Genomic DNA, 25697 nt, shown 5'->3' with positions numbered 1-25697 from the left:
CCCCCCCCCCCCCCCCCCCCCCCCCCCCCCCCCCCCCCCCCCCCCCCCCCCCCCCCCCCCCCCCCTGCCCCCCCCCGGAAGCATCCCGGCAGAGCCGGGATGCTTCACCGCTGTCGCACCGCTGTCGCCCGGGCCTGAGCCGGGATTCAGGATCGGGCCGGCCGTCTGATTTCGGGGCAAATCTGCGGGCCAGATTTCATGCCAGTCTGTGGCACGGTCTGCAGGCCAGTCCACAGGCCGGAAAAGCGGGGCATCCTGCGGCAGCAGCGGCGCGATTGCATCGCTGGTCATGACCAGCACCGGTTGTGCCATGGCGATGATGCGGGCCAGGCGCTCTGGCGGGTGATCCGGGTCGAGCGGCAGCCAGGCCGCCCCGGCCCGCAGGATCGCGATCAGCGCCACTGAGAGTTCCAGCGACCGTTCGATCGCCACGGCCACGATCCGTTCCGGCCCGGCGCCCCGCGCGCGCAACTTAGCCGCCAGCGCGGCACTCGCCACATCAAGCTGGGCGTAGCTCAGCCCTGTCGCACCGAAACGCAGCGCCGGCGCCTCTGGTGTCGCCTGCATCTGTGCAACAATCAGGTCGGTCAGCGTGGCGTCCGGCAGATCACAACGGCTTGCTGCCGATCTTGCGTCCTGCGCCGCGATCTCTGCCGGGCTGGCCGAGGGCACATCCCGCAGCCGCTCTGCCGCAAGTGCTCCTTCCAGGAAGGCCACCAGCCGCAATGCATGACCCTGTGTCTCATCTGGACTGTAAAGGCCTGGATTGCTGTCGGTCTCAAAAAGGATCCCCGCATCGGGATCGCCCCGGAAGGTAAAGGTCAGATCCTCGACCGCGCCTGCGCCCAGAATATGCAGCCTGCAGTCCAGCCCCGGGAAAACCGGAGGCCGGTCAAAGGGCTGCACATTGACCAGAGGCCCATGCAGCCGCCTTACCCCGCCAATCAGCCCCAGGTCGCGGCGCAGCTGTTCCGAGCGGTAAAGCCCGTGTTTGCGCGCCTCGCGCATCCGCCTCGCCTCGCTTGCAAGCCATTCCGCCAACGGGGCCTCTTCCTCAGGGCGGATCCGGTGCGGCAGGACGTTCATCGCCATACAGGGCAGGCGGGCGATCTTTCGTCCCATCCGCGCCATGAAGGGCATGCCGATCACCGCCTCGCCCCCGCCACCATCCACCCCCGACCAACGCGCGAGACAGGCGCCGGTCAAAGCGGTCAGCACATCGGGCCAGCCGAGGTCATGTTCCTCGGAAAACGCCGCCAGCCGTCTGGTCAGCGTGCCCGGCAGCCAGAGGCTTTCGCGGCGGAAATCATGGGCGCTGACGGCGCGTTCACCCGCAAGCGTGCCCGGGCTTGTCACCACCGGCGCGCCGGACATCTCTGCCTTCCACCAGGCCGCGTCCACCGCCCGGCGCGGGCCGGTGCGATAGGCCGCATCCTCGTCATCGGCGCGGATCAGCGGCGGGAAAGCCAGCGGCGCTGGCCCCGCGCCGGTCAGATGGCCGTAATGCTCGCCGATCCGGTTCGAGACCAGCACCATCCCATAGCCATCGGTCGCAAGGTGATGGATGCGCTCGTATAGAAACACCCGGTCGGGCAGCAGGAAGAGGGTGAAAGCCGCCACAGGCTCTGCCGCCAGATCCGTGGGGCGGGCGGTATCGGCCTGCATCTGGGCCAGCGCCGCAGCCACCGCATCGGGATATGCGGTCAGATCGACCTCGCCCAGAGCGATCTCGCCCGGGACAAGCCATTGTTCCGGCCCCTGCGCTCCGGCGCGAAAGCGCAGATGCAGCGCCTCGGTCTCCTGCACCGTCCGCGCCACGGCCTCGCGCAAGGCCGCCAGATCGACCGCACCGGTCAGTTCCAGATATTGCCCGGTGTTCAGGATCGGATTGGCCAGGTCAAGCGCCTGGAAATACCAGAGCCCCTCCTGCGCCTCGGTCAGAGGGCGCGTCTCCTGAACATCCCGGGTCATCTCAGCCAGCCGCCCGCAGGTGCGAGATCGCCTCCCACCATTCGCCGAGCGTAGCACTTTCGGCAAAGACCGCGAAATCTACCTTCAGCCCGGCCTGTTCCCAGGCGCTGACCAGCCGCATCAGCCGGAGTGAATCGAGCCCCAGATCGGGCAGGTGATCGTCATTGCCGATCTCTTCGGGCTCAAGGTCGATCAGCCGCGCGATGTCGGCCCGCATCTTTTCAAGGGTCACAGTCTCACCGGAAACAGTCATTTTGCGGCTTCTTCTTCCAGATAGCGCGCGCGCAGCTCGGCGCGCAGTTTGTTGCGGCTGATCTTTCCAACGGCGGTGGTGGCGAATTCCGTCACGAAAACCACCTCATCGGGCACTTTGAAAGCGGCAATGCCGCGGTCGCGGACAAAGGCCTTCACGGCGGCGGGCTTGGGCTGATCGGCGCCCGGGTTCATCACGATAAAGGCGCAGCTGCGCTCGCCTAAGAAAGCATCCGGGATCGAGACCACAACTGCGTCAAACACCGCCGGGTGGGCCAGCAGGTGATCTTCGATCTCTTCGGCCGAGATCTTTTCGCCGGCGCGGTTGATATGGTCGCCGGCGCGGCCCTGGACGACCAGATAGCCACCGGGCAGCTGCTTCACTATATCGCCGGTGCGGTAGAACCCGTCAGGGGTAAAGCTGCGGGCATTGGCTGCCGGTTCGTTGTGATAGGCGCGGATCGTATAGGGGCCACGGGTGTGGAGGTAGCCCGCCTCGCCCGGGGCGACCGGCTGGCCTTCATCATCCAGAACCAGCACCTCGTCATCCTCGCTGATCGGGCGGCCCTGCGTCGAGATGATGATCTCTTCCGGGTCATCAAGGCGGGTATAATTCACCAGCCCCTCGGCCATGCCGAACACCTGTTGCAGCGTGCAGCCCAGCGTGGGGCGCACCCGCGCCGCCGCTTCGGGGATGAATTTCGCGCCGCCCACGCCCAGCACTTCGAGGCTGGAAAGGTCATGCGTGCTTCCGGGGGCCGCCTGCATCCACAAAAGCGCCAGCGGCGGCACAAGGCCGGTGATGGTGACCCGCTCGGCCTCGATCAGTGGGAAGGCGGTGGCGGGCGCGGGGTTTGGACTGAGCACCACTTTCGCGCCCACTGACAGCGCCCCGAACACGCCCGGCGATGACATCGGGAAATTATGCGCGACCGGCAGGGCGCAGAGATAGACGCTGTCTGGGGTCAGCCCGCAGATCACCGCGCTTTCGCGGAAGCTGTAGATATAATCGTCATGGGTGCGCGGGATCAGTTTCGAAAGCCCCGTGGTGCCACCAGAAATCTGCATGAAGGCGACCCGGGACGGATCGGTCTCAGGCAGCGCGCCTGCGTCCTGATCTGATGCGCCCTCACCTGATGCGCCAAGATCTGCGAAGCTGGTGAATTCCTGCGCTTCGCCGATCACAATGACCTCGAGGCCTGCGGCCTCTTCGCGCAGCTCACGGGCGAGGGCGCGGTAATCAAACCCCTCCCAGCTGTCGGCGATCACCAGCGCTTTCGCATCCGAGCGGGCGATGAAATGCGAGATCTCCGTCCGACGATGCGCGGGCAGGGCATAGACCGGGATAAGCCCGGCCAGAAACAGGCCAAAGACCGAAGGAAAGAAGCCCGCGATATTCGGAAGCTGCACCACCACGCGCTCACCAGGCCGCAGGCCAAGCGCCAGGTAGCCCCGTGCCGCCTGCTCGGCGGCGGTCAGCAGATCCGCATAGCTGAGCCGGGTTTCCCCTCCGACCACGGCGATCCGTGGCCCGTGTTCAGCCGCGAGCCGGCGCAACAGATCGCCAAAGCTTTCGCCGCGCCAATACCCTTTCTCGCGGTAGCGGGCGGCAAGATCTGCGGGCCAGGTCTGGTGTGGCGCGGCAACTTCGGGAGTGGCGACATCTGGCAGGGCCACATCAGGACGGGCCACATCAGGACGGGGGGCTTCGGTCATGGCGCACCTGCGGAACAGTGACGGCGTTTTGCGGCATGTCCGGCGGGCCGGGATGACGCTCGTGGCGCCGGGATAAAGCCACCTGGAAAAATAGTCAACTTTACCTCTGGCGGTTGGCAGGTGCAGCATTATCCCTTAGGCGGTAAGAAAGGCGCGGCCAGAACCCTGAACGGAACACCCGCGCTGCGAGACCAGGTGAAACAGATAACGAGCATGACCCGGATGAGGCTCCCCCTGCGAGACACGCCCCGCGCCTATGGCAAAGTGACCCGTGCGCTGCACTGGTCGATCGCGGCCCTGGTGCTGTGGCAGTTCATGACGATGATCCTCAAGGTGGGATTTGGCGTCTCGCCTAGGGAAAGCGCCATTGTCGGCTCGCATGGGCCGGTTGGAACTGCGGTTTTCGTGCTGATCGTGATCCGGGTGGCCTGGGCTTTCGCGAATGCCGGGCGTCGGCCCGATCATGGGCGCGGGTTCATCGGCATCGCGGCCAAAGCCGGGCATGGCATCCTTTACCTGGTGATGCTGATCGTGCCGCTGGCGGCGCTGGCGCGGGCTTTCGGCTCGGGGCGCGGCTTTTCGCCCTTTGGCTTCCCGCTGTTTCCGACCCGCGAAGAGCCCATTGCCTGGATGGTCACTTTCGGGGATGCGGTGCATGGCGAACTGGGCTGGGTCTTTGGCGCGCTGCTGATCGGCCATATCGCGATGGTCGGCCTGCATGAGGCGATGTGGAAAGACGGCACGCTGGCGAAAATGGCCGGCAAAAAGGCCCTGCGTGACGGCTGAGGGCGCGCGGCCCGGGCGAGTAGGGCTTGCCCCGCCGCCGGATCTGCGCGACGCATGAAAGATGCGTATTCTCTGTGCCACCTCGGTCCGCGATGAAGGGCCCTATCTGATTGAATGGCTCGCCTGGCACCGGCTGCTCGGGGCGAGCGATTTTCTGATCGCCTCGAATGACTGTCGCGATGGGACCGACCGGCTGCTGGACGCCCTGGCCGAGGCAGGCGTGCTGCGCCATCTGCCGCAGCCGCCGATGGCCGCGCTGGCCTCTGCGAAAGGCAAAGCTGCCAGCGTGCAATGGCGCGCGCTCAAGGCGATCTGGGCCGGGCCGGAGCGCAAGGCCGCCGACTGGATGCTGATCTCGGATGTCGATGAATTCCCGGTGATCCATTGCGGCAATGGCCGCTTTGCCGATCTGATCGCGGCATTGCCCGAGGGGGCGGAGGCGGTGGCCCTGGCCTGGCGTCTGTTCGGTGCGGGCGGTATCGCAGGGTTCGAAGAGCGGCCGGTGACGGCGCAGTTCCTCCGATCGGCGCCGCCCGATATGATGCATCCGGTTGCGGCAACATTGTTCAAGAGCCTGTTCCGGCCAGCGGCGTTCCAGCGCCCGGGGGTGCATCGTCCACAGCGCCGCGCAGGGCAGGGGCCGGCAGCCTGGGTTGATGGCAGCGGCCGCGCGTTATCTCCCGTCCTGAGCCAGGATGGCCGCCTGTCCCTGATCCCGCTGACCGGCTATCGTGACCTTGCCGAAATGCACCACTATTCGCTGCGCTCGGCGGCGGCTTTTGTGGTGAAGTCAGATCGCGGCCTGCCCAATCGCAGCCAGAAAGAGATCGACCTGCATTACTGGGTCGAGCGCAATTTCAACAATCACGAGAATACCGCAGCTCTCGCGCTTGCCGCTCCGCTGGCTGAAGAGGTCGCCGCGCTGATGGCGCTTCCGGGGGTGGCCCCTTTACATGAAGCGGCGGTCGCCTGGCATCGCGCGCGCTTCGACCAGCTGATCCGGCAGGCCGGGAGCTATCGGCTCTGGGCGGCCTGCCTGCATGCGGCCGGCAGCCAGGCCCTTGGCCCCGCGGGCGATCTGCGTCTCCTGCAGCAATATCAGCGTCTGGCGAGCAACCCTGACGAAGCGGCCTGACGTCAAACGGGCCGGACTGAAGCGACCTTAGAGAGGGCGCCGGAGGATCCCGCCTCGCCGGTAAACCCCGGCAGATGCTGCCACAATCCGGCCCGATTTTCGCTGGCCTTCCGGCCTCTTTGTCGGTAGAGTTTCACATTACGGACCCGGGGGGACACCCGGGCCAGAGGCAGAAATTCGGTTTACCGATTTATCGAGGCGGCTCCCCATGACTGAGATGGTCTATGGTTCCTCACCCGTTGCTGTACGCGAGCCTGTGCTGCCGCGCTGGTGGCGTACGGTTGATCGCTGGACCATGTGTTCGGTTTTCATGCTGTTCGGGATCGGGCTGCTGCTGGGCCTTGCGGCCTCGGTGCCGCTTGCAAGCCGGAACGAGCTGAACCAGTTCTTCTATGTGCAGCGTCAGGCGATTTTCGGTTGTATCGCGCTCGTGGTGATGCTGGCGATTTCGACCATGTCGCCTGCGGTGGTGCGGCGGCTTGGGATCCTTGGTTTCGTGATCGCGCTGGTGCTTGTCATGGCGCTGCCTCTCGTCGGCCAGGATCACGGCAAGGGCGCCATTCGCTGGCTGTCGCTGGGCGGCTTTTCGCTGCAACCCTCTGAATTTCTCAAGCCCGGTTTCGTGATCGTCACCGCCTGGATGATGGCGGCGGCCCAGGATATCAACGGGCCACCCGGCAAGCTGATTTCCTTCGGGATCCTTGGGCTTGTGGTTGGTTTTCTGGCCATGCAGCCCGATTTCGGGCAGTCCGCGCTGATCGTTTTCTCCTGGGGCGTGATCTATTTCATCGCCGGAGCGCCGATGGTGCTGATTGCAAGCGTGATCGGCATTGTCGCATTCGGCGGCTTTACCGCCTATGGCGCGTCTGAACACTTTGCCCGCCGCATCGACGGGTTCCTGTCCCCGGATGTCGACCCGCGCACCCAGCTTGGCTATGCGGCAAACGCGATCCAGGAAGGCGGTTTCTTTGGCGTCGGCGTCGGTGAGGGCCAGGTGAAATGGTCGCTGCCCGATGCGCATACCGATTTCATCATTGCGGTCGCGGCCGAGGAATACGGCCTTGTGCTCGTCCTCGTGATCCTCGCGCTGTTCGGGATCGTCGTGGTGCGCTCGCTGGTGCGGCTGACCGCCGAACGCGACACTTTCACCCGCCTTGCCGGATCGGGCCTTGCCTGCATCTTCGGCGTCCAGGCCATGATCAATATGGGCGTTGCCGTTCGTCTGTTGCCCGCAAAGGGCATGACGCTGCCCTTCGTATCTTACGGGGGCTCTTCGATCATCGCCGCCGGGATCACGGTGGGGATGCTTCTGGCACTGACCCGCACGAGGCCGCGCGACCGGATGGCGGAACTCTTCGGGCGGAGGCGCTGATGGCGCCTTTGCTGCTGATCGCGGCCGGGGGCACCGGCGGACATATGTTCCCCGCCCAGGCCCTGGCCGAGGCCATGCTGGCACGCGGCTGGCGGGTGAAGCTCTCGACCGATGAGCGTGGCGCGCGCTATGCCGGCGGATTTCCCAAAGCGGTGGTTGTCGAGAAAGTGTCTTCGGCCACTTTCGCGCGCGGCGGCGCGGTGGCGAAACTGGCAGCGCCCTTCCGCATCGCGGGCGGGGTGATCGGGGCGGCGGTGAAAATGCTGTCCGACAAGCCCGCCATTGTGGTGGGCTTTGGCGGCTATCCGACCATACCTGCGCTGTCGGCGGCGTTCCTCTTGCGCCGGCCCCGGATGATCCATGAACAAAACGGCGTGCTGGGGCGGGTGAACCAGCTTTTTGCCAAACGCGTTGACCTTGTCGCCTGCGGCACCTGGCCGACCGCTTTGCCTGAGGGGGTCGAGGGCCAGCCTGTCGGCAATCCGGTGCGCGCGAGCGTCCTGGAACGCGCCGGCGCCCCCTATATCGAACCGGGTGACTACCCGATGAGCCTTCTGGTAATCGGTGGCAGCCAGGGCGCGCGCATCCTTTCGGATGTGGTGCCGGCGGCACTCGCTTTGCTGCCCGAGCGCCTGCGCGACAATCTGCGCGTGGCGCATCAGGCCCGGGCCGAGGATGCCGAACGGGCGCAGGCCGGCTATAACGAGGCCGGGATCCGCGCCGAGATCAGGCCGTTCTTCGACGATATTCCCCGCAGGCTTTCCGAGGCGCAGCTGGTGATCTCGCGGTCCGGCGCCTCGTCGGTGGCGGATATTTCGGTGATCGGGCGCCCTTCGGTGCTGATCCCCTTTGCTGCCGCGACGGGCGATCACCAGACCGCCAATGCGCGCGGCCTGGTTGACGCAGGGGCAGCGGTGCTGATCCCCGAGAAACTGCTTGACCCCGCCAGCCTGAGCGCGCAAGTCGCCGCCGTCCTCGGAAATCCCCGGGGCGCGCGGCAGATGGCCGCCAATGCGCTGAGCTGTGGCCGCCCGGATGCGACCGAAACTCTGGTGGCGCTGGTCGAAGAGCTCGCAGGAGATAAAAGATGAATGCCGCAACCAAACTCCCGCTGGAGCTCGGGCCGATCCATTTCGTCGGCATCGGCGGCATCGGCATGTCGGGCATCGCCGAAGTCCTGCTGACTTTGGGCTACCGGGTGCAGGGCTCGGACAGCAAGGCGTCGAAAATCACTGACCGGCTGGTGGCCCTTGGTGCTGAATTCCATGAGGGGCAGCGGGCCGAGAATATCGGCGAAGACGTCTCGGTCGTGGTGATTTCCTCGGCGATCAAACGCGGCAACCCGGAACTGGAAGAGGCGCGCCGCCGCAAGCTTCCCGTGGTGCGCCGCGCCGAGATGCTGGCCGAGCTGATGCGCCTGAGGTCAAACATCGCGGTGGCGGGCACCCATGGCAAGACGACCACGACGACGATGGTCGCGACTTTGCTCGACAAAGGCGGCTTTGATCCGACCGTGATCAATGGCGGCGTGATCCATGCTTACGGGTCGAACGCGCGGGCCGGTGCGGGCGAATGGATGGTGGTCGAGGCCGACGAGTCTGACGGCTCTTTCAACCGGCTGCCCGCGACCATCGCCATCGTGACCAATATCGACCCCGAACATATGGAGCACTGGGGCACCATCGAGGCTTTGCGCAAGGGCTTCCTCGATTTCGTCTCGAATATCCCGTTTTACGGCGTGGCGGTCTGCTGCACCGACCATCCCGAAGTGCAGGCGCTGGTCGGCCGCGTCGCCGACCGCCGGGTGATCAGCTTTGGCTTCAACGCCCAGGCCGATGTGCGGGCAGTGAATCTCAGGTTCGAAAAGGGCATGTCCTGCTTCGATATCCAGCTGCAAAACGAGGGCGAAGGCTCGGTTATCGAAGGCTGCGAGCTGCCGATGCCGGGCGACCACAATGTGTCGAATGCGCTTTCGGCGGTGGCTGTCGCCCGCCATCTGGGCATGAAGAAAGAAGAAATCCGCGCGGCGCTGGCGGGCTTTGCCGGGGTCAACCGCCGCTTTACCCGGGTGGGCGAGGTGAGCGGCGTGCCGATCATCGACGATTACGGCCATCACCCGGTCGAGATTGCCGCCGTGCTGAAAGCGGCCCGCCAGGCGGTGTCGGGTACCCCGGGCGCGCGGGTGATCGCGGTGCATCAGCCGCATCGCTATTCGCGGCTTTCGAACCTGTTCGATGATTTCTGCACCTGTTTCAACGAGGCCGATGTGGTTGGCATCGCCGAGGTCTATGCGGCGGGCGAAGACCCGATCCCTGGCGCGAGCCGCGATGATCTCGTGGCCGGGCTGATCGCGCATGGCCATCGTCATGCCCGCGCGGTGATCGACGAGGCGGATCTTGCCCGGCTCTTCCGCGAACAGGCGCGGCCGGGCGATATCTTTGTCTGCCTTGGCGCCGGGACCATCTCGGCCTGGGCGAACGGGCTGCCGGCGAAACTGCTTGGTCAGGCGGCCTGAACGGGTGGATGTGGCCCTCTTGCTCCTTGCCTTCTTCGCCGCCACCTGGCTGAGCGCGGCAGGGGCGTGGGTGGCCTGGAGGCGCGGGTGGAAGCTGGCGGTTCTTCTGGCCCTGCTGGTCGTGGCGGGGTTTGTGGGGCTGTTTTTCTATCTCTCGACCATTGCGAGTGGCAGTTATCTGGCCGGTCTCGGTGAGATGCTGGTCGCGGTCGGGCTGGCGGCCGGGCCGGGGGTCGGGCTGATCATCGGCGTGATCGCCGCCTATTCCATGCCGGTGGGGATCGGTTGCGCGGTCCTTCACCTCTGTATTCTTGCGCTCACACTGGCCGATAGCCTGTGACGGGCCTGACTGTAACATTGTTGACACCGAAGGCGCCTTGCAACGCGCCCAAACGCACGGGGCTGCCATGATTGACCTTTCTCTGATCCTGGCCTGTCTCTGGCTGGTTCTGGCCAATGTGATCGCCATGTTCCCCACCCGCGACAGGCATATCGGCGCGGCAATCATGCTGGTGGTGATCGGCATCCCGCTGCTGGGCTGGGTGACATGGAGCAACGGCCCGGTCTGGGGCCTTGTCTTCCTGATCGGGGGGGCGAGTGTGATGCGCTGGCCGCTGATCTGGTTCTGGCGCTCGATGCGCAGAACGGGCTGAGCCGGTAAGCCATATTCCGGACAAAGCTCCGGGCAATATTGCGGCCGGTGTCCAGCCCGGGGTCCGTCATGCCGTTCTCCTATGTTATCCCGGTCTCAGTCGCGATGCTGTTGCTGGTGGTGATCCCCTTTGTCAGAGGGGAGGCCTCTGGCATTGCGCTGCGGCTGATCCTGATCCTCTGTATCGTGGTGCTGCCGCCGGCGATTGCAGCGCTCGAGGCGCGCAATATCTTCGACTTCTTCGCGATCTGGATACTTGTGCTGCTGGCCCCGCTCGTCTGGCTCATGGGCGGTGAAGGCGTCGGGGGCAGGGGCGGCAGCGGCACCGGAGAGGGCGTGCTTGTCCAGATCCTGCCATGGCTGCCCCTGGTGGTGCCTGGACTGGTCGTGTTCACAGTGCTGGTGCTGAAAGTCCTGCAGATCCGGGCAAAACGCCGCCAGGGGTGATCTGCAGGCGGCGCTGATCCATGGCCCCCCCTTGCACAAAGCCGGGCTTCGCGGATAGCTGAGGCCCATGACACATGCTCTGGCACTTCCCACCCCGCGCGGCCCGCTGACCGCTGATCGCCCGCTTGCCGATCTGACCTGGCTTCGGGTTGGCGGCCCGGCGGACTGGTTCTTCCAGCCGGCGGATGAGGCGGATCTGGCCGAATTTCTGCGCGCATTGCCCCCGGAGATCGCGGTCTTCCCGATGGGGGTGGGGTCGAACCTGATCGTGCGCGATGGCGGGCTGCGTGCTGTGGTGATCCGGCTCGGACGCGGGTTCAACGGGATTGAAATCGACGGCGACCGGGTGATTGCCGGTGCCGCAGCGCTTGACGCGCATGTCGCGAAAAAGGCTGCTGAGGCCGGGCGGGATCTGACCTTCCTGCGCACCATTCCCGGCAGTATCGGCGGCGCGGTCAGGATGAATGCGGGCTGTTACGGGCTATATGTCGCCGATCACCTGGAGGAGGTGAAGATCATCACCCGCCAGGGCGAGACAAAGATTCTGCCAGCGGCGGTGCTGAACCTGCGCTACCGCCAGTCGGACCTGCCGGAGGGCGCCGTGCTGATCTCGGCCACCTTCCGCGCACCCGAAGGCGACCCCGGGGCGCTGGCCGCGCGCATGGCAGAGCAACTCGCGAAACGCGACGCTTCGCAGCCCACGAAAGAGCGCACGGCAGGCTCGACCTTCCGCAATCCGGCCGGGTTTTCCTCGACGGGCCGGGCGGATGACAGCCATGAGCTGAAGGCATGGAAGCTGATTGATGACGCCGGAATGCGCGGCGCATCGGTCGGCGCGGCGCAGATGTCGCCGATGCATGCCAATTTCATGATCAATACCGGTGGCGCTACGGCCACGGATCTCGAATCACTTGGGGAAGAAGTGCGAAAAAAGGTGTTCCAATCCAGCGGGATCACGCTAGAATGGGAAATCATGCGGGTTGGCGAGCCAGGTCGCTGACAAGAGTCAAGGCCCTGGATCCAGGGATGGGATCCGGGTGATAAAGCGGCGATAAAGCCGGGAATAACAAAAAGGGGTCAACAAGACCCCGAGAGGCAGTAAATGGCGGCGGGATCGGGCAGATTTCCCCGCGTGGCGGTTCTGAAAGGTGGCATGTCTGCCGAGAGAGAGGTTTCCCTCTCCTCGGGTGCGGAATGTGCGACGGCGCTGCGTGAGGCGGGTTATGAGGTGATCGAGGTCGATGCCGGCCGCGATCTGGCCGCGCGCCTGACCGAGCTGCGCCCGGATGCCGTGTTCAATGCGCTTCATGGCCGCTGGGGTGAGGATGGCTGCGTCCAGGGCATTCTTGAATGGCTGCGCATCCCCTATACCCATTCCGGCCTGCTGGCCTCGTCGCTGGCGATGGACAAGACCCGCTCGAAAGAAGTGTTTCGCGCCGCCGGCCTGCCAGTGGTTGAAAGCGTGATCGCGTCGCGCGACGAGGTCGAGGCCGATCATGTTCTGCCGCCGCCCTATGTTGTGAAGCCGAACAATGAGGGTTCCTCGGTCGGGGTCTATCTGGTCCATCCCGGCTCGAATGCGCCGCGCCTCGCAGAGACCATGCCCGAGATGGTGATGGTCGAGACCTATGTGCCGGGCCGTGAGATGACGGTTGCCGTGATGGGGGACCGCGCACTTGGTGTGACTGATATCGTCACCGATGGCTGGTATGATTACGATGCGAAATACAAGGCGGGTGGCTCACGCCATGTGATCCCTGCGGATCTGCCGCAAGAAATCTCTGACGCCTGCCTCGACATTGCAGTGAAGGCGCATCGGGCGCTTGGCTGTCGTGGCCTGTCGCGCGCCGATTACCGCTGGGATGAAAGCCGCGGCCTTGCGGGGCTGATCCTGCTGGAGGTCAATACCCAGCCTGGCATGACACCGACCTCGCTCGCGCCCGAACAGGCGGCGTATCAGGGGATTTCCTTCCCCGAGCTCTGCTCCTGGCTGGTCGAGGATGCGTCATGCGATCGCTGATCCCCTTTCGCCTGCGCCCTGCGCGCCATGGCCGCCAGCCGGGGTTTGGTCGCGCCGAGCCGCCGCTGACGCGCCAGAAGGTCGCGCATGATCCGTCGCCCTCGCTCTGGGCCTATCGGATGCAGCGGGTGATGCTGACGCCTTACCTGCGCGCTTTCCTGCGGGTCGGGCTGCCGGTGCTTGCAGTGGCGGCGATGGCCGGCGTCTATATGTCGGGCGAAGAGCGCCGCAACAGCGTGGTCCAGGTCTTCACCGACCTGCGCGAGAAATTCCAGAGCCGTCCGGAATTCATGGTGACGCTGGTCTCGATCGAGGGTTCCTCGGTCGAGCTGGCGGATGCCGTGCGCGCGCGGCTGGATCTGAACCTGCCGCAAAGCTCGTTTGACCTGGATCTCGAAGCCGCCCGTGCCCGGGTGGAAGAACTGGACGCCGTCAAGGGGGCCGAATTGCGGGTGCGGTCGGGGGGCGTGCTTTCGGTCCTGATCACCGAACGCCAGCCTGTCCTCGTCTGGCGTCAGGCCTCGGGGCTCTCGCTGGTTGACGAGACCGGTCACCGCGTCGCAGGCCTTTTTGAACGGGCCGACCGCGACGACCTGTCGCTGATCGCGGGCGAGGGGGCGGATGCCGCAGCCCCTGAGGCGCTGGAGATCCTTGCCGCCGCCGGGCCGATTGCGCCCCGGATCCGGGGCCTTGTCCGGATGGGCGAGCGCCGCTGGGACATCGTGCTGGATCGCGGCCAGCGCATTCTTCTGCCCGAAGACCGTCCGGTGCGCGCGCTGGAACGTCTGCTGGCCCTGGATCAGGCCCAGGACATGCTCGCCCGCGATCTGGCGGCGGTCGATCTGCGGCTGCCGAACCGTCCGACCCTGCGCCTCACCACCTATGCGATGAACGAGCTTCGTCGCGCCAAAGGCCTTCAGCCCCTGCCCGAAACCGTGGAGACCGAATTGTGACCGACCTCTACCAGACCCAACGCGTCATGCGGAACATGCGCCGGGCTGCCATGCAGCGGGGCGTGATTGCCATTCTTGATGTGGGCACTTCGAAAATTGCCTGCCTCATCCTGAAATTCGACGGCGAAGCCCGTCTGCGCGAGGTCGAGGGCGTCGGCCCGATGGCCGGCCAGTCGAAATTCCGCATCATCGGCGCCGCCACCACCCGCTCGCGCGGGGTGCGGTTCGGCGAGATTTCGGTGATGAACGAGACCGAGCGCGCCATCCGCACCGCCGTCCAGGCGGCGCAGAAAATGGCGAATGTCCGTGTCGACCACGTGATCGCCTGTTTCTCGGGCGCCGAGCCGCGCTCTTATGGGCTGGCGGGCGAGATCGATCTTGAAGACAATGTCGTCACTGAACATGACATCGCCCGCGTGCTCGCCTCCTGCGATGTGCCCGATATCGGGCCGGGACGCGAGGTGCTGCATGCGCAGCCGGTGAATTTCGCGCTGGATCACCGTTCGGGTCTTGCCGATCCGCGCGGCCAGATCGGCAACCGCCTGGCTTGTGACATGCACCTTCTGTCGGTGGAAGATTCCGCAATTCAGAACCTGCTTTACTGCATTCAGCGCTGTGATCTTGAACTGGCGGGGATCGCGTCTTCGGCCTATGTCTCGGCAATCTCGAGCCTTGTTGAGGACGAGCAGGAGCTGGGCGCTGCCTGTATTGACCTGGGTGGCGGTGCGACCGGCGTCTCGATCTTCATGAAAAAACACATGATCTATGCCGATTCTGTGCGGATGGGCGGCGATCACGTCACGGCGGATATTTCCAAAGGGCTCTATATTCCGACGGCGGATGCCGAGAAGATCAAGACCCGGCATGGCGGCCTCTTTGCGACCGGCATGGACGACCGTGAGATGATTGAACTCGGCGGCGAAAGCGGCGACTGGGAGAAAGACCGCCGCCGCATTTCCCGCACCGAACTGATCGGCATCATGCGCCCCCGCGTCGAAGAGATCCTGGAAGAGGCGCGCACGGTGCTGGATGCGGCAGGCTTTGACCATCTTCCGTCGCAGCAGATCGTGCTGACGGGGGGCGGCAGCCAGATCCCGGGGCTCGATATGCTCGCGAACCGGATCCTCGGGCAGCGCGTCCGGCTGGGCCGCCCCTTGCGGGTCCAGGGTCTGCCGCAGGCTGCGACCGGGCCGGCTTTTGCCTCGGCGGTGGGGCTCTGTCTCTTTGCGGCACATCCTCAGGATGAGTGGTGGGATTTTGAAGTTCCCGCCGAACGCTATCCGGCGAGATCTTTGCGCAGGGCATTCAGATGGTTCAAGGACAACTGGTAACCCCAGGATACAGCGTCACTCGCGAAATCCCGCCGATCGGGGCGGCGAATACCCCATATTTTGTGGGAGTAAGTTATTTTTTCCGTGACCTCCCTGGCCGATGTCGATAGACTCGGAGGCAAATCGGTGTGTCTCGCCCCGGGACGGGTGAGGCAGAGCTGAAAAGAATACCTCGCGCGTAACGATCACAAAAACGGCTCATTAAGGTTTACGGGCGATAACCTTGATGTTGACCTGGGAAAAAACGGACAGGCGGAACCATGGCACTCAATCTGACGATGGCGAACCAGCGGGAAGAGCTGAAGCCGCGCATTACCGTGTTTGGTGTGGGCGGGGCAGGCGGTAATGCGGTCAATAATATGATCGACAAGCAGCTTGAAGGCGTCGAATTCGTCGTGGCGAATACCGATGCCCAGGCGCTTCAGCAGTCCATGGCGCATGCCCGGATCCAGATGGGTCTGAAGGTGACCGAGGGGCTTGGCGCAGGGGCGCGTCCGTCGGTTGGGGCTGCCGCCGCCGAAGAAACCATCGAAGAGATTGTCGACCATCTGGCCGGCGCGCATATGTGCTTCATCACCGCCGGCATGGGCGGCGGCACCGGCACGGGCGCCGCGCCGATCATCGCGCAGGCCGCGCGTGAGCTGGGCGTTCTGACCGTCGGTGTCGTGACCAAGCCCTTCTCGTTTGAAGGCGGCAAGCGCATGCGTCAGGCCGAAGAGGGTATCGAGGCGCTGCAAAAGGTCGTCGATACGCTGATCATCATTCCGAACCAGAACCTGTTCCGTCTGGCGAATGACCGTACCACCTTTACCGAAGCCTTCGCGATGGCCGATGATGTTCTCTATCAGGGCGTCAAAGGTGTGACCGATCTGATGGTCCGCCCGGGCATCATCAATCTCGACTTCGCCGATGTCCGTTCGGTGATGGATGAGATGGGCAAGGCGATGATGGGGACGGGTGAGGCTGATGGCGATGACCGCGCTGTTCAGGCAGCCGAAAAGGCGATTGCCAACCCGCTCCTCGATGAAATCAGCCTCAATGGCGCCAAAGGCGTGCTGATCTCGATCACCGGCGGCCATGATCTGACCCTGTTCGAACTGGACGAAGCCGCGAATATCATCCGCGAGAAAGTCGATCCGGAAGCCAATATCATCGTCGGTTCGACGCTGGACAATACGATGGAAGGGCGCATCCGCGTCTCGGTCGTGGCCACCGGCATCGACGCGGGCCAGCAGCTGAAGCCCGAACAACCCCTGACGCGTCGCCCGATGGCGCAGCCGCTGCAACTGCAGCCGGGCCATGGCGCCGGTCACAGCGATGTGCCGGATGTGGCCTTCGTGCCGTCCGCCGCCGCCGCACCGCAGCAGAACTGGCAGCCCGCCGCGCAGCAACCGATGTCGCACGCCCCGGCCGCACCGCAACCCGTTGCGCATCAGCCGGCTCCGCAGCCTGCGGCCTATGCTCCGGCACCGCCCCAGGGTTACGCGCCTGCTCCGGCCTATGCGCCCGCCCAGCCTGTTGCGGCGCCGCGTAGCGCGCATACCGAAGATCTTTTCGGCGCCGGCGAGACCCATGGCCATGATTTCGAGCCGCGCTATGAGAACGACGATCACCATGGCCACGTGAATGACGTGCCGCCGCCGGTCTATCGTCCGCGCCCGGCCGCCGGCCAGGCCGGTATGACCTCGGCCCGTCCGACGCCTGCCTCGATCGAAGCCGAAGCCGGGTCCTTCGTCGCGCCGCGTCCGCATGTGCCCGGCACGCCGACCCCGGCCGCGCTGGCCCGTCTGGCCAATGCGGTGCAGAAAAACCCGCGTCAGGCGCAGCCGCAATCGCAGCCGCTTGCCCAGGAACCTGCGCAGGCCGCGCGCCCGCGCTTTGGCATCGGCTCGCTGATCAACCGCATGGCCGGCCATCTTGAAGGTGGCACCCAGGCCGAGCGCAGCCCGGCCCAGTCGCATCGCCAACAACCTCCGGTCACCGCCTATGATGACGAAGGCGAGACCGGCAACGATCAGGACAAGATCGAGATTCCTGCGTTCCTCAGAAGACAGGCCAACTGAAGCGAGCAGAATCCTATGTTACAAAGGGGCCGGGAAACCGGCCCTTTTTCTTTTGAAATCATCGCCTTGCCGCAGTCGCAAACAGTGTCACAAACCGTTGCAAAAGGTGAATTGTGATCCCGCTCACCATTTACTAACTAATCTTAACGAAGGCGTGGGGTTTATCCCAGGGCCCGGGAATGCGGCGGACCCGTTCTGATTGTCCTGATGCAGGACCAGGCGGCGAGAGAAAGAGGCACCAGGGTGCAAAACACACTGAACACGGCAGTCAGCTTCAGCGGCGTGGGTCTCCACACCGGGCAGTCTGCGCGCATGACGGTGCGCCCGGCTCCGGCCGATCACGGCATCTGGTTCCGCCGCACCGATATTCTGGCCGGAACCAGCGGGCTGCGCGCCGATATCCCGGCGATCTGGTCGGCGGTGACGCCATCGCGGCTTTGCACCTTTGTCGAGAATGCCGATGGGGTTTCGGTCTCGACCATCGAACATCTGACCGCGGCCCTTGCCGGCTGCGCGATCCATAACGCGCTGATCGAGATCGACGGCGGCGAAGTGCCGATCCTTGACGGCTCGGCGGAACCCTTTGTGCAGGGCTTCCTTGCTGCCGGCATCCGCGAGCAGGCCTCGGAAATCCGCGCCATCCGCGTGCTGAAACCGGTCGAAGTGCGCGAGGGCGAGGCGATTGCCCGTCTCGAGCCCGCCGATATGCTGGAAATCGACTTCCGCATCGAATTTGCCGAGGCCGCCATCGGCACCCAGGAGCGCCATCTGCGCATGTCGAACGGCGCCTTCGTGCGCGAATTGTCCGACAGCCGCACCTTCTGCCGTCAGGCCGATGTCGATGCGATGCGTGAGCGTGGCCTCGCGCTTGGTGGCACGCTGGACAATGCCGTTGTGTTTGACGGTGACCGTGTGGTTTCGCCCGGCGGTCTGCGCCATGAGGACGAGCCGGTGCGCCATAAGATGCTCGATGCTGTGGGCGATCTGTCGCTTGCCGGCGGTCCGATTCTCGGGCGCTACACCGGCATTCGTGCAGGTCACGCGCTGACCAACCGCCTCTTGCGCGCGCTGTTCGCCGACCCGGCCAATTTCCGGATTGAGGAATGCAGCAGCGGCATCGGCGGGAAACTGCCTGGAATCGGCGTTCATCGCGGCGATCTGCCGTCCTCACGCCGCCGCGCGGCCTGATTGCGGGCGATAGAGTGACCGGACCGGCCTTGCAGACTGGCGGTTGGCCGGCTCTCGCCCTCGCGGGCAGGCGGCTTTATGGCGGATAAGAAAGGCATTTTGCGCAACCGATTTTTCTGTGCTAGGACACAGGCAAATCGCCAGGATGAGCCCCGGGTAAACCGGGTCCATCGGTCTGGGGCAGGGGTGTATCCCGGTCGCGACGTGGCGGATCCGGGCAAGGAAGTCAGGTTTGGATAAGCGGAAGATGGCAGGCAAGGGACCGGGATCAGGCATTCCGGCGCTGAAGATCGGGGCAGTCTTGCTGCTCACGGTGTCGCTTTCGGCCTGCGGTGGCGGCAAAGCCTCAAAGACCGAGTCGCTCGAGGCCCTCAATGCCGAGGAAATCTACCGCAAGGGCGAGCTGGAGCTGGAAACAGCCCGCCGTGCCGGTGATTCCCTGATGTATTTCCAGGAAGTTGAACGGCTTTATCCCTATTCGGAATTCGCCCGACGCGCCCTGATCATGCAGGCTTTCGTCAATCACAAGACGAAGAAATACGAAGAGGCCCGCGCCGCGGCGCAACGCTTCCTCGATTTCTACCCAGATGATGAAGATGCGCCCTATGCGGCCTATCTGATGGCGCTCAGCTATTATGATCAGATCGAGGATGTCGGCCGCGACCAGGGCCTGACCTATCAGGCGCTGGTCTCCTTGCGCGATGTGATCGAACGCTATCCGGACAGCGAATACAGCACTTCGGCGATCATGAAATTCGATCTCGCCTTCGACCATCTCGCGGCGAAGGAAATGGAGATCGGGCGCTATTATCTCAAGCGCCGTCACTACACCGCCGCGCTGAACCGCTTCCGCACCGTGGTGCAGGATTACCAGACCACGACCCATACCGCCGAGGCGCTCTATCGTCTGATCGAATGCTATCTGGCGCTTGGGTTCGAAGCCGAGGCACAGACCGCCGGTGCGATACTCGGCTATAACTACCAGTCCTCGCCCTTCTACCAGGACGGCTATGATCTGCTGAAAGGCAAAGGCCTCTCGCCCGAGGTCAAGGGAGACAGCTGGCTGTCGAAGGCTTATCGTCAGATGGTCCGCGGTGAATGGCTGTAACGGTCGGGCAGGGGGCGTGATGCGTCCCCTCCGATCAAGGCCAGTCCTCAAATGCTGATCCTCTCATGCTGATCTCGCTCGACATTCGCGACATTCTGATCATTGACCGCCTCACGCTGGATCTCGGCGCTGGGCTCAATGTGCTGACCGGCGAGACCGGGGCGGGCAAGTCGATCCTGCTTGATGCGCTTGGCATGGTGCTGGGCTGGAAGGGCCGCGCCGATCTGGTGCGGCAGGGCGCCGACCGGGGCGAGGTCACGGCCATTTTCGATCTGCCCGCCGGGCATCCGGCCCATGCGATCCTCGAAGAGGCCGGCGTGGAAACCGAGGGCGAGCTTATTCTCCGTCGTCTGGCCCATGCCGATGGTCGCCGCCAGGCCTGGGCCAATGACCGCCGCGTCTCGGCCGAGGTGCTTCGGGGCCTGTCGGAAACGCTGGTGGAACTGCACGGCCAGCATGACGACCGGGGGCTTCTGAACCCGCGCGGGCACCGGGCTTTGCTTGATCTCTTTGGCAGCGTTGATCTCGGGGCGTTGCGTGGTCTCTGGACGGCACGCCGCAGCGCGCGCGAGGCGATCGCGGCGGCTGAGGCGCAGATTGCACGGGCCAAGACCGAAGAGGATTTTCTGCGCCATGCGGTGGCCGAGCTGGAAAAGCTCGCGCCCGAACCGGGCGAAGAAGCGGCACTGGATGCGAAACGGCGGCTGATGCAGGCTGCGGGGCGTATCCGCGAAGATGTCGCCAAGGCCCTTGGGGCACTGTCGGAAGAGGGCGCCGAGGGCCGGATGCGCGATGCCACCCGCTGGCTGGAAACAGCGGCGGACAAGGCGGCGGGCCGTCTTGACGAGGCGCTGGCCGCATTGTCCCGCGCGATGATCGAGCTTTCCGAGGCGCAATCCGGGGTGGAGGCTGCGCTTCAGGCGCTGGATTTCGACCCGGCGGCGCTCGAATCTGCGGAAGAGCGGCTCTTCGCGATCCGCGCGGCCTCGCGCAAATATGGCATCCCGGCGGATGAGCTCGCGCGTCACAGTGCCGATCTCTCCGCCCGTCTCGCGGCGCTTGATGCGGGCGAGGCCGGTCTGGGCCGCCTCGCTGCTGCGCTGGCCAAAGCTGATGCAGATTATCAGGCCGAGGCTGTCCGGATCACAGGCCTGCGGCAGCGGGCGGCCGAGCGGCTCGATGCCGCGATGGCCGCCGAGCTCGCACCTTTGAAGATGGAGCGCGCGGTGTTTCGCAGCGTGATCACCAGCGCAGATCCTGGCCCCGACGGCCAGGATCAGGTCACCTTTACCGTGGCAACCAACCCGGGTGCACCGCCCGGCCCCCTGAACAAAATTGCCTCCGGGGGCGAGCTGTCGCGCTTCCTCCTCGCGCTGAAAGTCTGCCTGACCGGCGGCGCCACCGGCCTCACGCTGATCTTTGACGAGATCGACCGCGGTGTCGGCGGTGCCACCGCCGATGCGGTCGGCCGGCGCCTGCGCGCGCTGGCAGAGGAAGCCCAGGTGCTGGTCGTTACCCATTCACCCCAGGTCGCGGCCCTTGGCGCACATCACTGGCGGGTGGAAAAGCGGGTCGAAAACAATGTCACCCTCTCGACCGTGGTGGCGCTCTCCGACATCGAGCGCGTCGAAGAAATCGCCCGCATGATCTCGGGTGATACCATTTCCGACGCCGCCCGCGAGGCCGCGCGCAGCCTGATCAGCGCCTGACCTTCTTCTGACGCAACGTCAGACATGCAGCCCGCAACCAACGGCTTTGCCGGGCTGAGGGTTCTCGCTGCAGGGCCGCGCTGCTATCTTGGAGCCGGGAGGCCTATATCCTTCGGAGCCAAAACATGACTGCCCTCAAATCCATTCTGACCGCCTGGCGCCTGCCGGTGATCTTTCCGTCGCAAGAGGCTTTCGAGCGCCGGTTGCGCCGCAAGGGCTGAGCCCGGCCCTGAGGCCGGAACCTGCCACCGGCTTGCAGTGAGGCATGGGGCTCCGGTAAGGCGCGGGCTTGCAGTAAGGCCCGGGCTCGCAGTAAGGAAGGGCACCGCCGCCAACCCTGTGCCCATCGGAGTGCGCCCATGAAAGCCGCCGTCATCACCTTCCCTGGCTCGAATTGCGACCGTGACCTTGCCGTTGCTTTTGAAAAGGCCGGCTTCGATGTCACCAGCGTCTGGCACAAGGACAGCGATCTTCCGGCGGGCACCGATATTGTCGGCGTCCCGGGTGGGTTCTCATACGGCGATTACCTGCGCTGCGGCGCCATCGCGGCGCAATCGCCGATCTCGGCGGCGGTCAAAACCCATACCGAGCGCGGCGGTTACGCCATCGGCATCTGCAACGGTTTCCAGATCCTGACCGAGATGCGGCTTTTGCCCGGCGTGCTGATGCGCAACAAGGGCCTGCAATATATCTGCCGCACCATCACTCTGAAGGTCGCGACCACACAGTCGGCCTTTACCGCAAATTACCGGAAAGGCGATGAAATCCGGGTCCCGATCGCGCATCACGACGGCAATTACACCGTGGATGACGCGACGCTGGCGGCGCTGAAGGCCGAGGACCGTATCGCCTTTACCTATGGCGACAATCCGAATGGCTCGATGGGCGATATCGCCGGTGTCCTGTCAGAGAACCGCCGCGTGCTGGGCATGATGCCGCATCCTGAACGCGCTTTCGAGCCGCTGCACGGGTCGAAAGACGGCGCGGCGCTTTTCGCCTCGCTCATGGGCGGGTTGGCGCTGGCCTGACCCCCATCGCCTTGAGGCAACCCCGCGCGGAGCCTATTTTACCGGAATGTTTCGCAGCGAGAGCACACAGCCGAATGACAAGCCACAGGGTCTTCCCTGGCGGGTAAAGCTTGTCATTCTGGCGCTGGTTGTGGCGGCCATTGGCGTGGTGCTGGTCTCGAATCGCTGGCTGACCGAGCGGTTTACCGAAACCAACCGCAACCGTTCCGATGTGCGCCTCGCACTTTATTCCGGCAACCTTGTCTCGGAACTGCAGCGCACCTCGGTGGTGCCTTTGCTGCTGGCGCGCGACCCCGATCTGATCGCGGCACTGAAAGACGGGAACTTCTCGCGTACCTCTGCGAAACTGATCGCGCTCCAGGCTGAAATCGGTGTGGCGGCGATCCGGCTTCTCGATATCGATGGCCGCGTGGTTGGGGCGACCAACCGCAATATCCTGGGGTCGAACTTCCGTCAGGAAGGCTATTTCGTTGATGCGCAACGCACCAATGAGACGATCTTTACCTCAAGCCCGCGTGAATCGGGCGGCTATGATTTCAGCTACAGCCGGGCGATCCGCTCGGATGGCAAGATCCTCGGCGTCATTGTCGTCTCGGTCGATCTCCTGAAATATGAGCGCGCCTGGTCGGGGCTGAATGATGCGGTGGTGGTCACGAATTCCGAAGGCACCGTCATTCTGACCACGGTGCCCTCCTGGCGCGGCCGCCCGCTGAATGAGGCCATGGCGCGCGGCGAGCCGCTCAGCGCGCTTGAACGCGCGATCCAGGCCTCGACTGACTGGGCGCGGCCGCGCACCGACGCCTGGATGCAGGGCGATCCGGTGATGAAGACCGAGGCGCGTATTCCGTTCCGCGGCTGGCGCATCGTGACCTTCACCGATTACACCCAGGTCCGCGAAAGGGTGAACGGCATTCTCGCGCTTGAGATCATGGGCTTCGCGATCCTGATGTCGATTGCGTTCTACTTCCTGACGCGCCGCGCCTGGTCGCGCTCCTGGTCGCTGGCCCGCGAATCGGCGGAACTTCGGGCACTGAATGTGCGGTTGCAGCGCGAGATCGCCGAGCGCGAAAAGGTCGAGGCGAACCTCCAGGTTGCCGAACAGACGCTGGAGCAATCGTCGAAACTGGCGGTTCTGGGCGAAATGTCTGCGGCTGTCAGCCATGAGCTGAACCAGCCTCTGGCCGCGATGAAGACCTATCTCGCGGGCGCGCGGCTTTTGTTGCAGCGCAAACGGCCGGAAGAGGCGCTGTCGTCGTTCCAGCGGATCGATGATCTGATCGACCGGATGGGATCGATCACCCGCCAGCTGAAATCCTATGCCCGCAAAGGCGGCGAGGCTTTCGAGCCGGTGGACCTGCGCGCCTGTGTGTCTTCCGCGCTGGCGATGATGGAGCCGCAGCTGAAAAGCCGTGTCGTCAAGATCGTGCGCGGCATGCCGCGTCAGCCGGTCATGGTGATGGCGGACCGGATCCGGCTGGAACAGGTGATCATCAATCTGCTGCGCAACGCGCTCGACGCGCTGCGCGAAGTCGAAAAGCCGCAGATCGAACTGCTGCTCGCCGCAGGCGAGACGGCGACACTGACGGTGCGCGACAATGGGCCGGGGATCATCGATCTCGATAATCTGTTCGAGCCTTTCTACACGACGAAGAAACCCGGTGAGGGCGTAGGGCTGGGCCTCGCGATCTCGTCCGGGATTGTGACCGATCTGGGCGGCCGGCTGACCGCCCATAATGGCGAAGCGCAGGATGGGGCGCAGGGAGGCGCTGTCTTCGAGATGCAGCTCCCGATCCTTGGCGACGCAAGACAAGCAGCAGAATGAGGTCAATATGGCACGCGCGATGAAAGTGGCGATCGTGGATGACGAGGCGGATATGCGCGCCTCGATCAGCCAGTGGCTGGCGCTCTCGGGCTTTGACACCGAGACCTATCCTTCGGCGGAAGATGCGCTGAAATCCATCGGCGCGGATTTTTCCGGCGTTGTGGTGTCGGATATAAAGATGCCCGGCATGGATGGGATGGCGTTTCTGAAGAAACTGATGAGCCTCGATTCCGGCCTGCCGGTGATCATGATCACCGGGCACGGCGATGTGCCGATGGCGGTGGAGGCGATGCGGGTCGGCGCCTTCGATTTCCTGGAAAAGCCGTTCAACCCGGACCGGATGACGGAACTGGCGAAGAAGGCGACCCATGCGCGGCGGATGACGCTGGACAGCCGGGCGCTGCGCCGCGAGCTGGCCGATGGCACCACGATCATGCAAAAGCTGGTCGGCACCTCGCCCGCGATGGAGCGGCTGCGCGAAGACATTCTCGATCTCGGCCAGGCCGACAGCCATGTGCTGATCGATGGCGAAACCGGCACCGGCAAAACCCTTGTCGCCCATGCGCTGCATGCGGTGGGGCCGCGCGCGTCGAAGAAATTCGTGACGATCTCCTGCGCGGCCTGGTCCGAGGATCAGCTTTCCGCCAAACTCTTTGGTCCGGGCGAGGATGGCGCGATCCCGCTGGTCGAAGAGGCACGGGGCGGCACATTGCTGCTGGAAGATATCGAGGCACTGAGCCAGGGGCTGCAGGCGCGGCTTCTGACCTTTATCAATGATCAGGGCCTGCCGCCCGAAACCCGCATCATCGCGATCCGCAACCAGCAGGCGCAGGATCTGACGCTGGAACAGGCTTTGCGCCCCGATCTCTTCTACCGGCTGGGCGCAATGACCATCGTATTGCCGCCTTTGCGGGCGCGCGGCGAGGATATCCTTCAGCTCTTCACCCGGCTTTCGGAGCAGTTTTCCGAAGAATATGGCTGCGACGCGCCCCAGGTCACCGCGCAGGAGGCCGCGCAGCTGTTGCAGGCGCCCTGGCCGGGCAATGTGCGCCAGCTGGTGAATATCGCGGAACGCGCGGTCTTGCAGAACCGTCGCGGCTCCGGCTCGATTGCATCCCTGCTGATGGCCGATAACGAAGCCTCGGGGCCGGCGATGACCACCGAAGGCAAGCCGCTGAAGGAATATGTTGAAGCGTTTGAGCGGATGCTGATCGACAATACGATGCGCCGCCATAAGGGCTCGATCGTGGCCGTGATGGAAGAGCTGTGCCTGCCGCGCCGCACGCTGAATGAGAAAATGGCGAAGTATAACCTGCAGCGTTCGGATTATACCTGAACGCCGCGCGCTTTACCGGCTGCGGATGCCTCTGGCGGAGGTATTTGGATCTGGGGAATGCAAACTTCCTCTTGATTTAAATACCCCTGGGGGAGGCGCCAGGCACGCGCGACGGGGGCTCTGCCCCCTCTCTTTGGGCAGGTGTCATATGCCGGGCGAGAGATTTTCATTGCCCTTCAGTCAGCTTTGATCGTAAGTTGCCCGCTATGGCCGTTTTGTAACGGTCAAAGAAATTCTCTCCCCTTTGCGGGGCATGGCGCGGCGTTCCGCGCCGCCTCATGACCGGGAGCCGG

General features: G+C 64.5%; 22 protein-coding genes. 19 read left to right on the top strand and 3 right to left on the bottom strand.

The genetic code is table 11. The features are described 5' to 3' along the window. The 3 genes from AC4FS3_RS04285 to AC4FS3_RS04275 form a co-directional block, all read right to left on the bottom strand. On the bottom strand, positions 1-1971 hold a 1971-nt coding region (locus AC4FS3_RS04285), incomplete at its 3' end, for a condensation domain-containing protein (RefSeq protein WP_491019530.1). A 1-nt stretch (position 1972) separates the two neighbouring features. After that, positions 1973-2224 carry a phosphopantetheine-binding protein gene (locus tag AC4FS3_RS04280; RefSeq protein WP_491019529.1) on the bottom strand — a complete coding sequence of 84 codons (252 nt, stop codon included), beginning with the start codon at positions 2222-2224 and terminating at the stop codon, positions 1973-1975. Further along, positions 2221-3939, bottom strand: a complete 1719-nt coding sequence (locus AC4FS3_RS04275; protein WP_491019528.1) for a (2,3-dihydroxybenzoyl)adenylate synthase — start codon at positions 3937-3939, stop codon at positions 2221-2223. The genes AC4FS3_RS04280 and AC4FS3_RS04275 overlap by 4 nt, the downstream gene beginning before the upstream one ends. A gap of 222 nt (positions 3940-4161) precedes the next feature. Here AC4FS3_RS04275 and AC4FS3_RS04270 point away from each other — a divergent pair, with 222 nt between their 5' ends. The 19 genes from AC4FS3_RS04270 (at position 4162) to AC4FS3_RS04180 (ending at position 25404) form a co-directional block, all read left to right on the top strand. After that, complete coding sequence (locus AC4FS3_RS04270; RefSeq protein WP_491019527.1) at positions 4162-4725, top strand: cytochrome b; 564 nt, start codon at positions 4162-4164, stop codon at positions 4723-4725. A gap of 61 nt (positions 4726-4786) precedes the next feature. Next, a complete protein-coding gene (locus AC4FS3_RS04265) occupies positions 4787-5860 on the top strand; it encodes a glycosyltransferase family 2 protein (RefSeq protein ID WP_491019526.1) in 1074 nt (357 codons plus the stop codon). Positions 5861-6068: 208 nt separating this feature from the next. Continuing rightward, on the top strand, positions 6069-7232 hold the full coding sequence (locus tag AC4FS3_RS04260; protein ID WP_283178365.1) for a peptidoglycan glycosyltransferase FtsW: 1164 nt from the start codon (positions 6069-6071) through the stop codon (positions 7230-7232). Continuing rightward, a complete protein-coding gene (locus AC4FS3_RS04255; protein ID WP_491019525.1) occupies positions 7232-8323 on the top strand; it encodes a UDP-N-acetylglucosamine--N-acetylmuramyl-(pentapeptide) pyrophosphoryl-undecaprenol N-acetylglucosamine transferase in 1092 nt (363 codons plus the stop codon). Before AC4FS3_RS04260 ends, AC4FS3_RS04255 begins: the two co-directional genes overlap by 1 nt. Next, complete coding sequence (murC, locus tag AC4FS3_RS04250) at positions 8320-9747, top strand: UDP-N-acetylmuramate--L-alanine ligase (protein ID WP_198838896.1); 1428 nt, start codon at positions 8320-8322, stop codon at positions 9745-9747. Before AC4FS3_RS04255 ends, murC begins: the two co-directional genes overlap by 4 nt. Beyond that, entirely contained in the window at positions 9731-10087 is a 357-nt protein-coding gene (locus AC4FS3_RS04245) for a hypothetical protein (protein ID WP_491019524.1), read from the top strand. Before murC ends, AC4FS3_RS04245 begins: the two co-directional genes overlap by 17 nt. A gap of 67 nt (positions 10088-10154) precedes the next feature. Next, on the top strand, positions 10155-10400 hold the full coding sequence (locus AC4FS3_RS04240) for a DUF2484 family protein (protein WP_491019523.1): 246 nt from the start codon (positions 10155-10157) through the stop codon (positions 10398-10400). A 68-nt stretch (positions 10401-10468) separates the two neighbouring features. Beyond that, complete coding sequence (locus tag AC4FS3_RS04235; protein ID WP_491019522.1) at positions 10469-10846, top strand: hypothetical protein; 378 nt, start codon at positions 10469-10471, stop codon at positions 10844-10846. 67 nt (positions 10847-10913) lie between these two features. Further along, entirely contained in the window at positions 10914-11846 is a 933-nt protein-coding gene (gene murB / locus AC4FS3_RS04230; RefSeq protein WP_491019521.1) for a UDP-N-acetylmuramate dehydrogenase, read from the top strand. A gap of 102 nt (positions 11847-11948) precedes the next feature. Then, complete coding sequence (locus AC4FS3_RS04225; protein WP_491019520.1) at positions 11949-12866, top strand: D-alanine--D-alanine ligase; 918 nt, start codon at positions 11949-11951, stop codon at positions 12864-12866. Further along, complete coding sequence (locus tag AC4FS3_RS04220; protein ID WP_491019519.1) at positions 12854-13819, top strand: cell division protein FtsQ/DivIB; 966 nt, start codon at positions 12854-12856, stop codon at positions 13817-13819. Before AC4FS3_RS04225 ends, AC4FS3_RS04220 begins: the two co-directional genes overlap by 13 nt. Next, complete coding sequence (ftsA, locus tag AC4FS3_RS04215) at positions 13816-15150, top strand: cell division protein FtsA (RefSeq protein WP_283178358.1); 1335 nt, start codon at positions 13816-13818, stop codon at positions 15148-15150. The genes AC4FS3_RS04220 and ftsA overlap by 4 nt, the downstream gene beginning before the upstream one ends. Before the next feature lie 260 nt (positions 15151-15410). After that, positions 15411-17213 (top strand): cell division protein FtsZ, encoded by a 1803-nt coding sequence (gene ftsZ / locus AC4FS3_RS04210; protein WP_491019518.1) that lies wholly within the window; start codon positions 15411-15413, stop codon positions 17211-17213. 243 nt (positions 17214-17456) lie between these two features. Beyond that, positions 17457-18401, top strand: coding sequence for a UDP-3-O-acyl-N-acetylglucosamine deacetylase (lpxC, locus tag AC4FS3_RS04205; RefSeq protein WP_491019517.1), 945 nt, complete (start codon positions 17457-17459; stop codon positions 18399-18401). Between the two features lie 247 nt (positions 18402-18648). After that, on the top strand, positions 18649-19509 hold the full coding sequence (locus AC4FS3_RS04200) for an outer membrane protein assembly factor BamD (RefSeq protein WP_198838888.1): 861 nt from the start codon (positions 18649-18651) through the stop codon (positions 19507-19509). 65 nt (positions 19510-19574) lie between these two features. Then, positions 19575-21218 carry a DNA repair protein RecN gene (recN, locus tag AC4FS3_RS04195; protein WP_491019516.1) on the top strand — a complete coding sequence of 548 codons (1644 nt, stop codon included), beginning with the start codon at positions 19575-19577 and terminating at the stop codon, positions 21216-21218. Positions 21219-21577: 359 nt separating this feature from the next. After that, positions 21578-22246, top strand: a complete 669-nt coding sequence (gene purQ / locus AC4FS3_RS04190) for a phosphoribosylformylglycinamidine synthase subunit PurQ (RefSeq protein ID WP_491019515.1) — start codon at positions 21578-21580, stop codon at positions 22244-22246. Positions 22247-22292: 46 nt separating this feature from the next. Next, positions 22293-24068, top strand: coding sequence for a sensor histidine kinase (locus AC4FS3_RS04185; protein ID WP_491019514.1), 1776 nt, complete (start codon positions 22293-22295; stop codon positions 24066-24068). 7 nt (positions 24069-24075) lie between these two features. Next, positions 24076-25404: a sigma-54-dependent transcriptional regulator gene (locus tag AC4FS3_RS04180; RefSeq protein ID WP_092901798.1), complete on the top strand. Its 1329-nt coding sequence runs from the start codon at positions 24076-24078 to the stop codon at positions 25402-25404. The last annotated feature ends 293 nt before the right edge of the window (positions 25405-25697 follow it).

It is taken from the genome of Pseudogemmobacter sp. TB195 (genome assembly GCF_058313095.1).
Note: the sequence above shows the minus strand (reverse complement) of the source record. Positions and strands in the feature narration are given on the sequence as shown.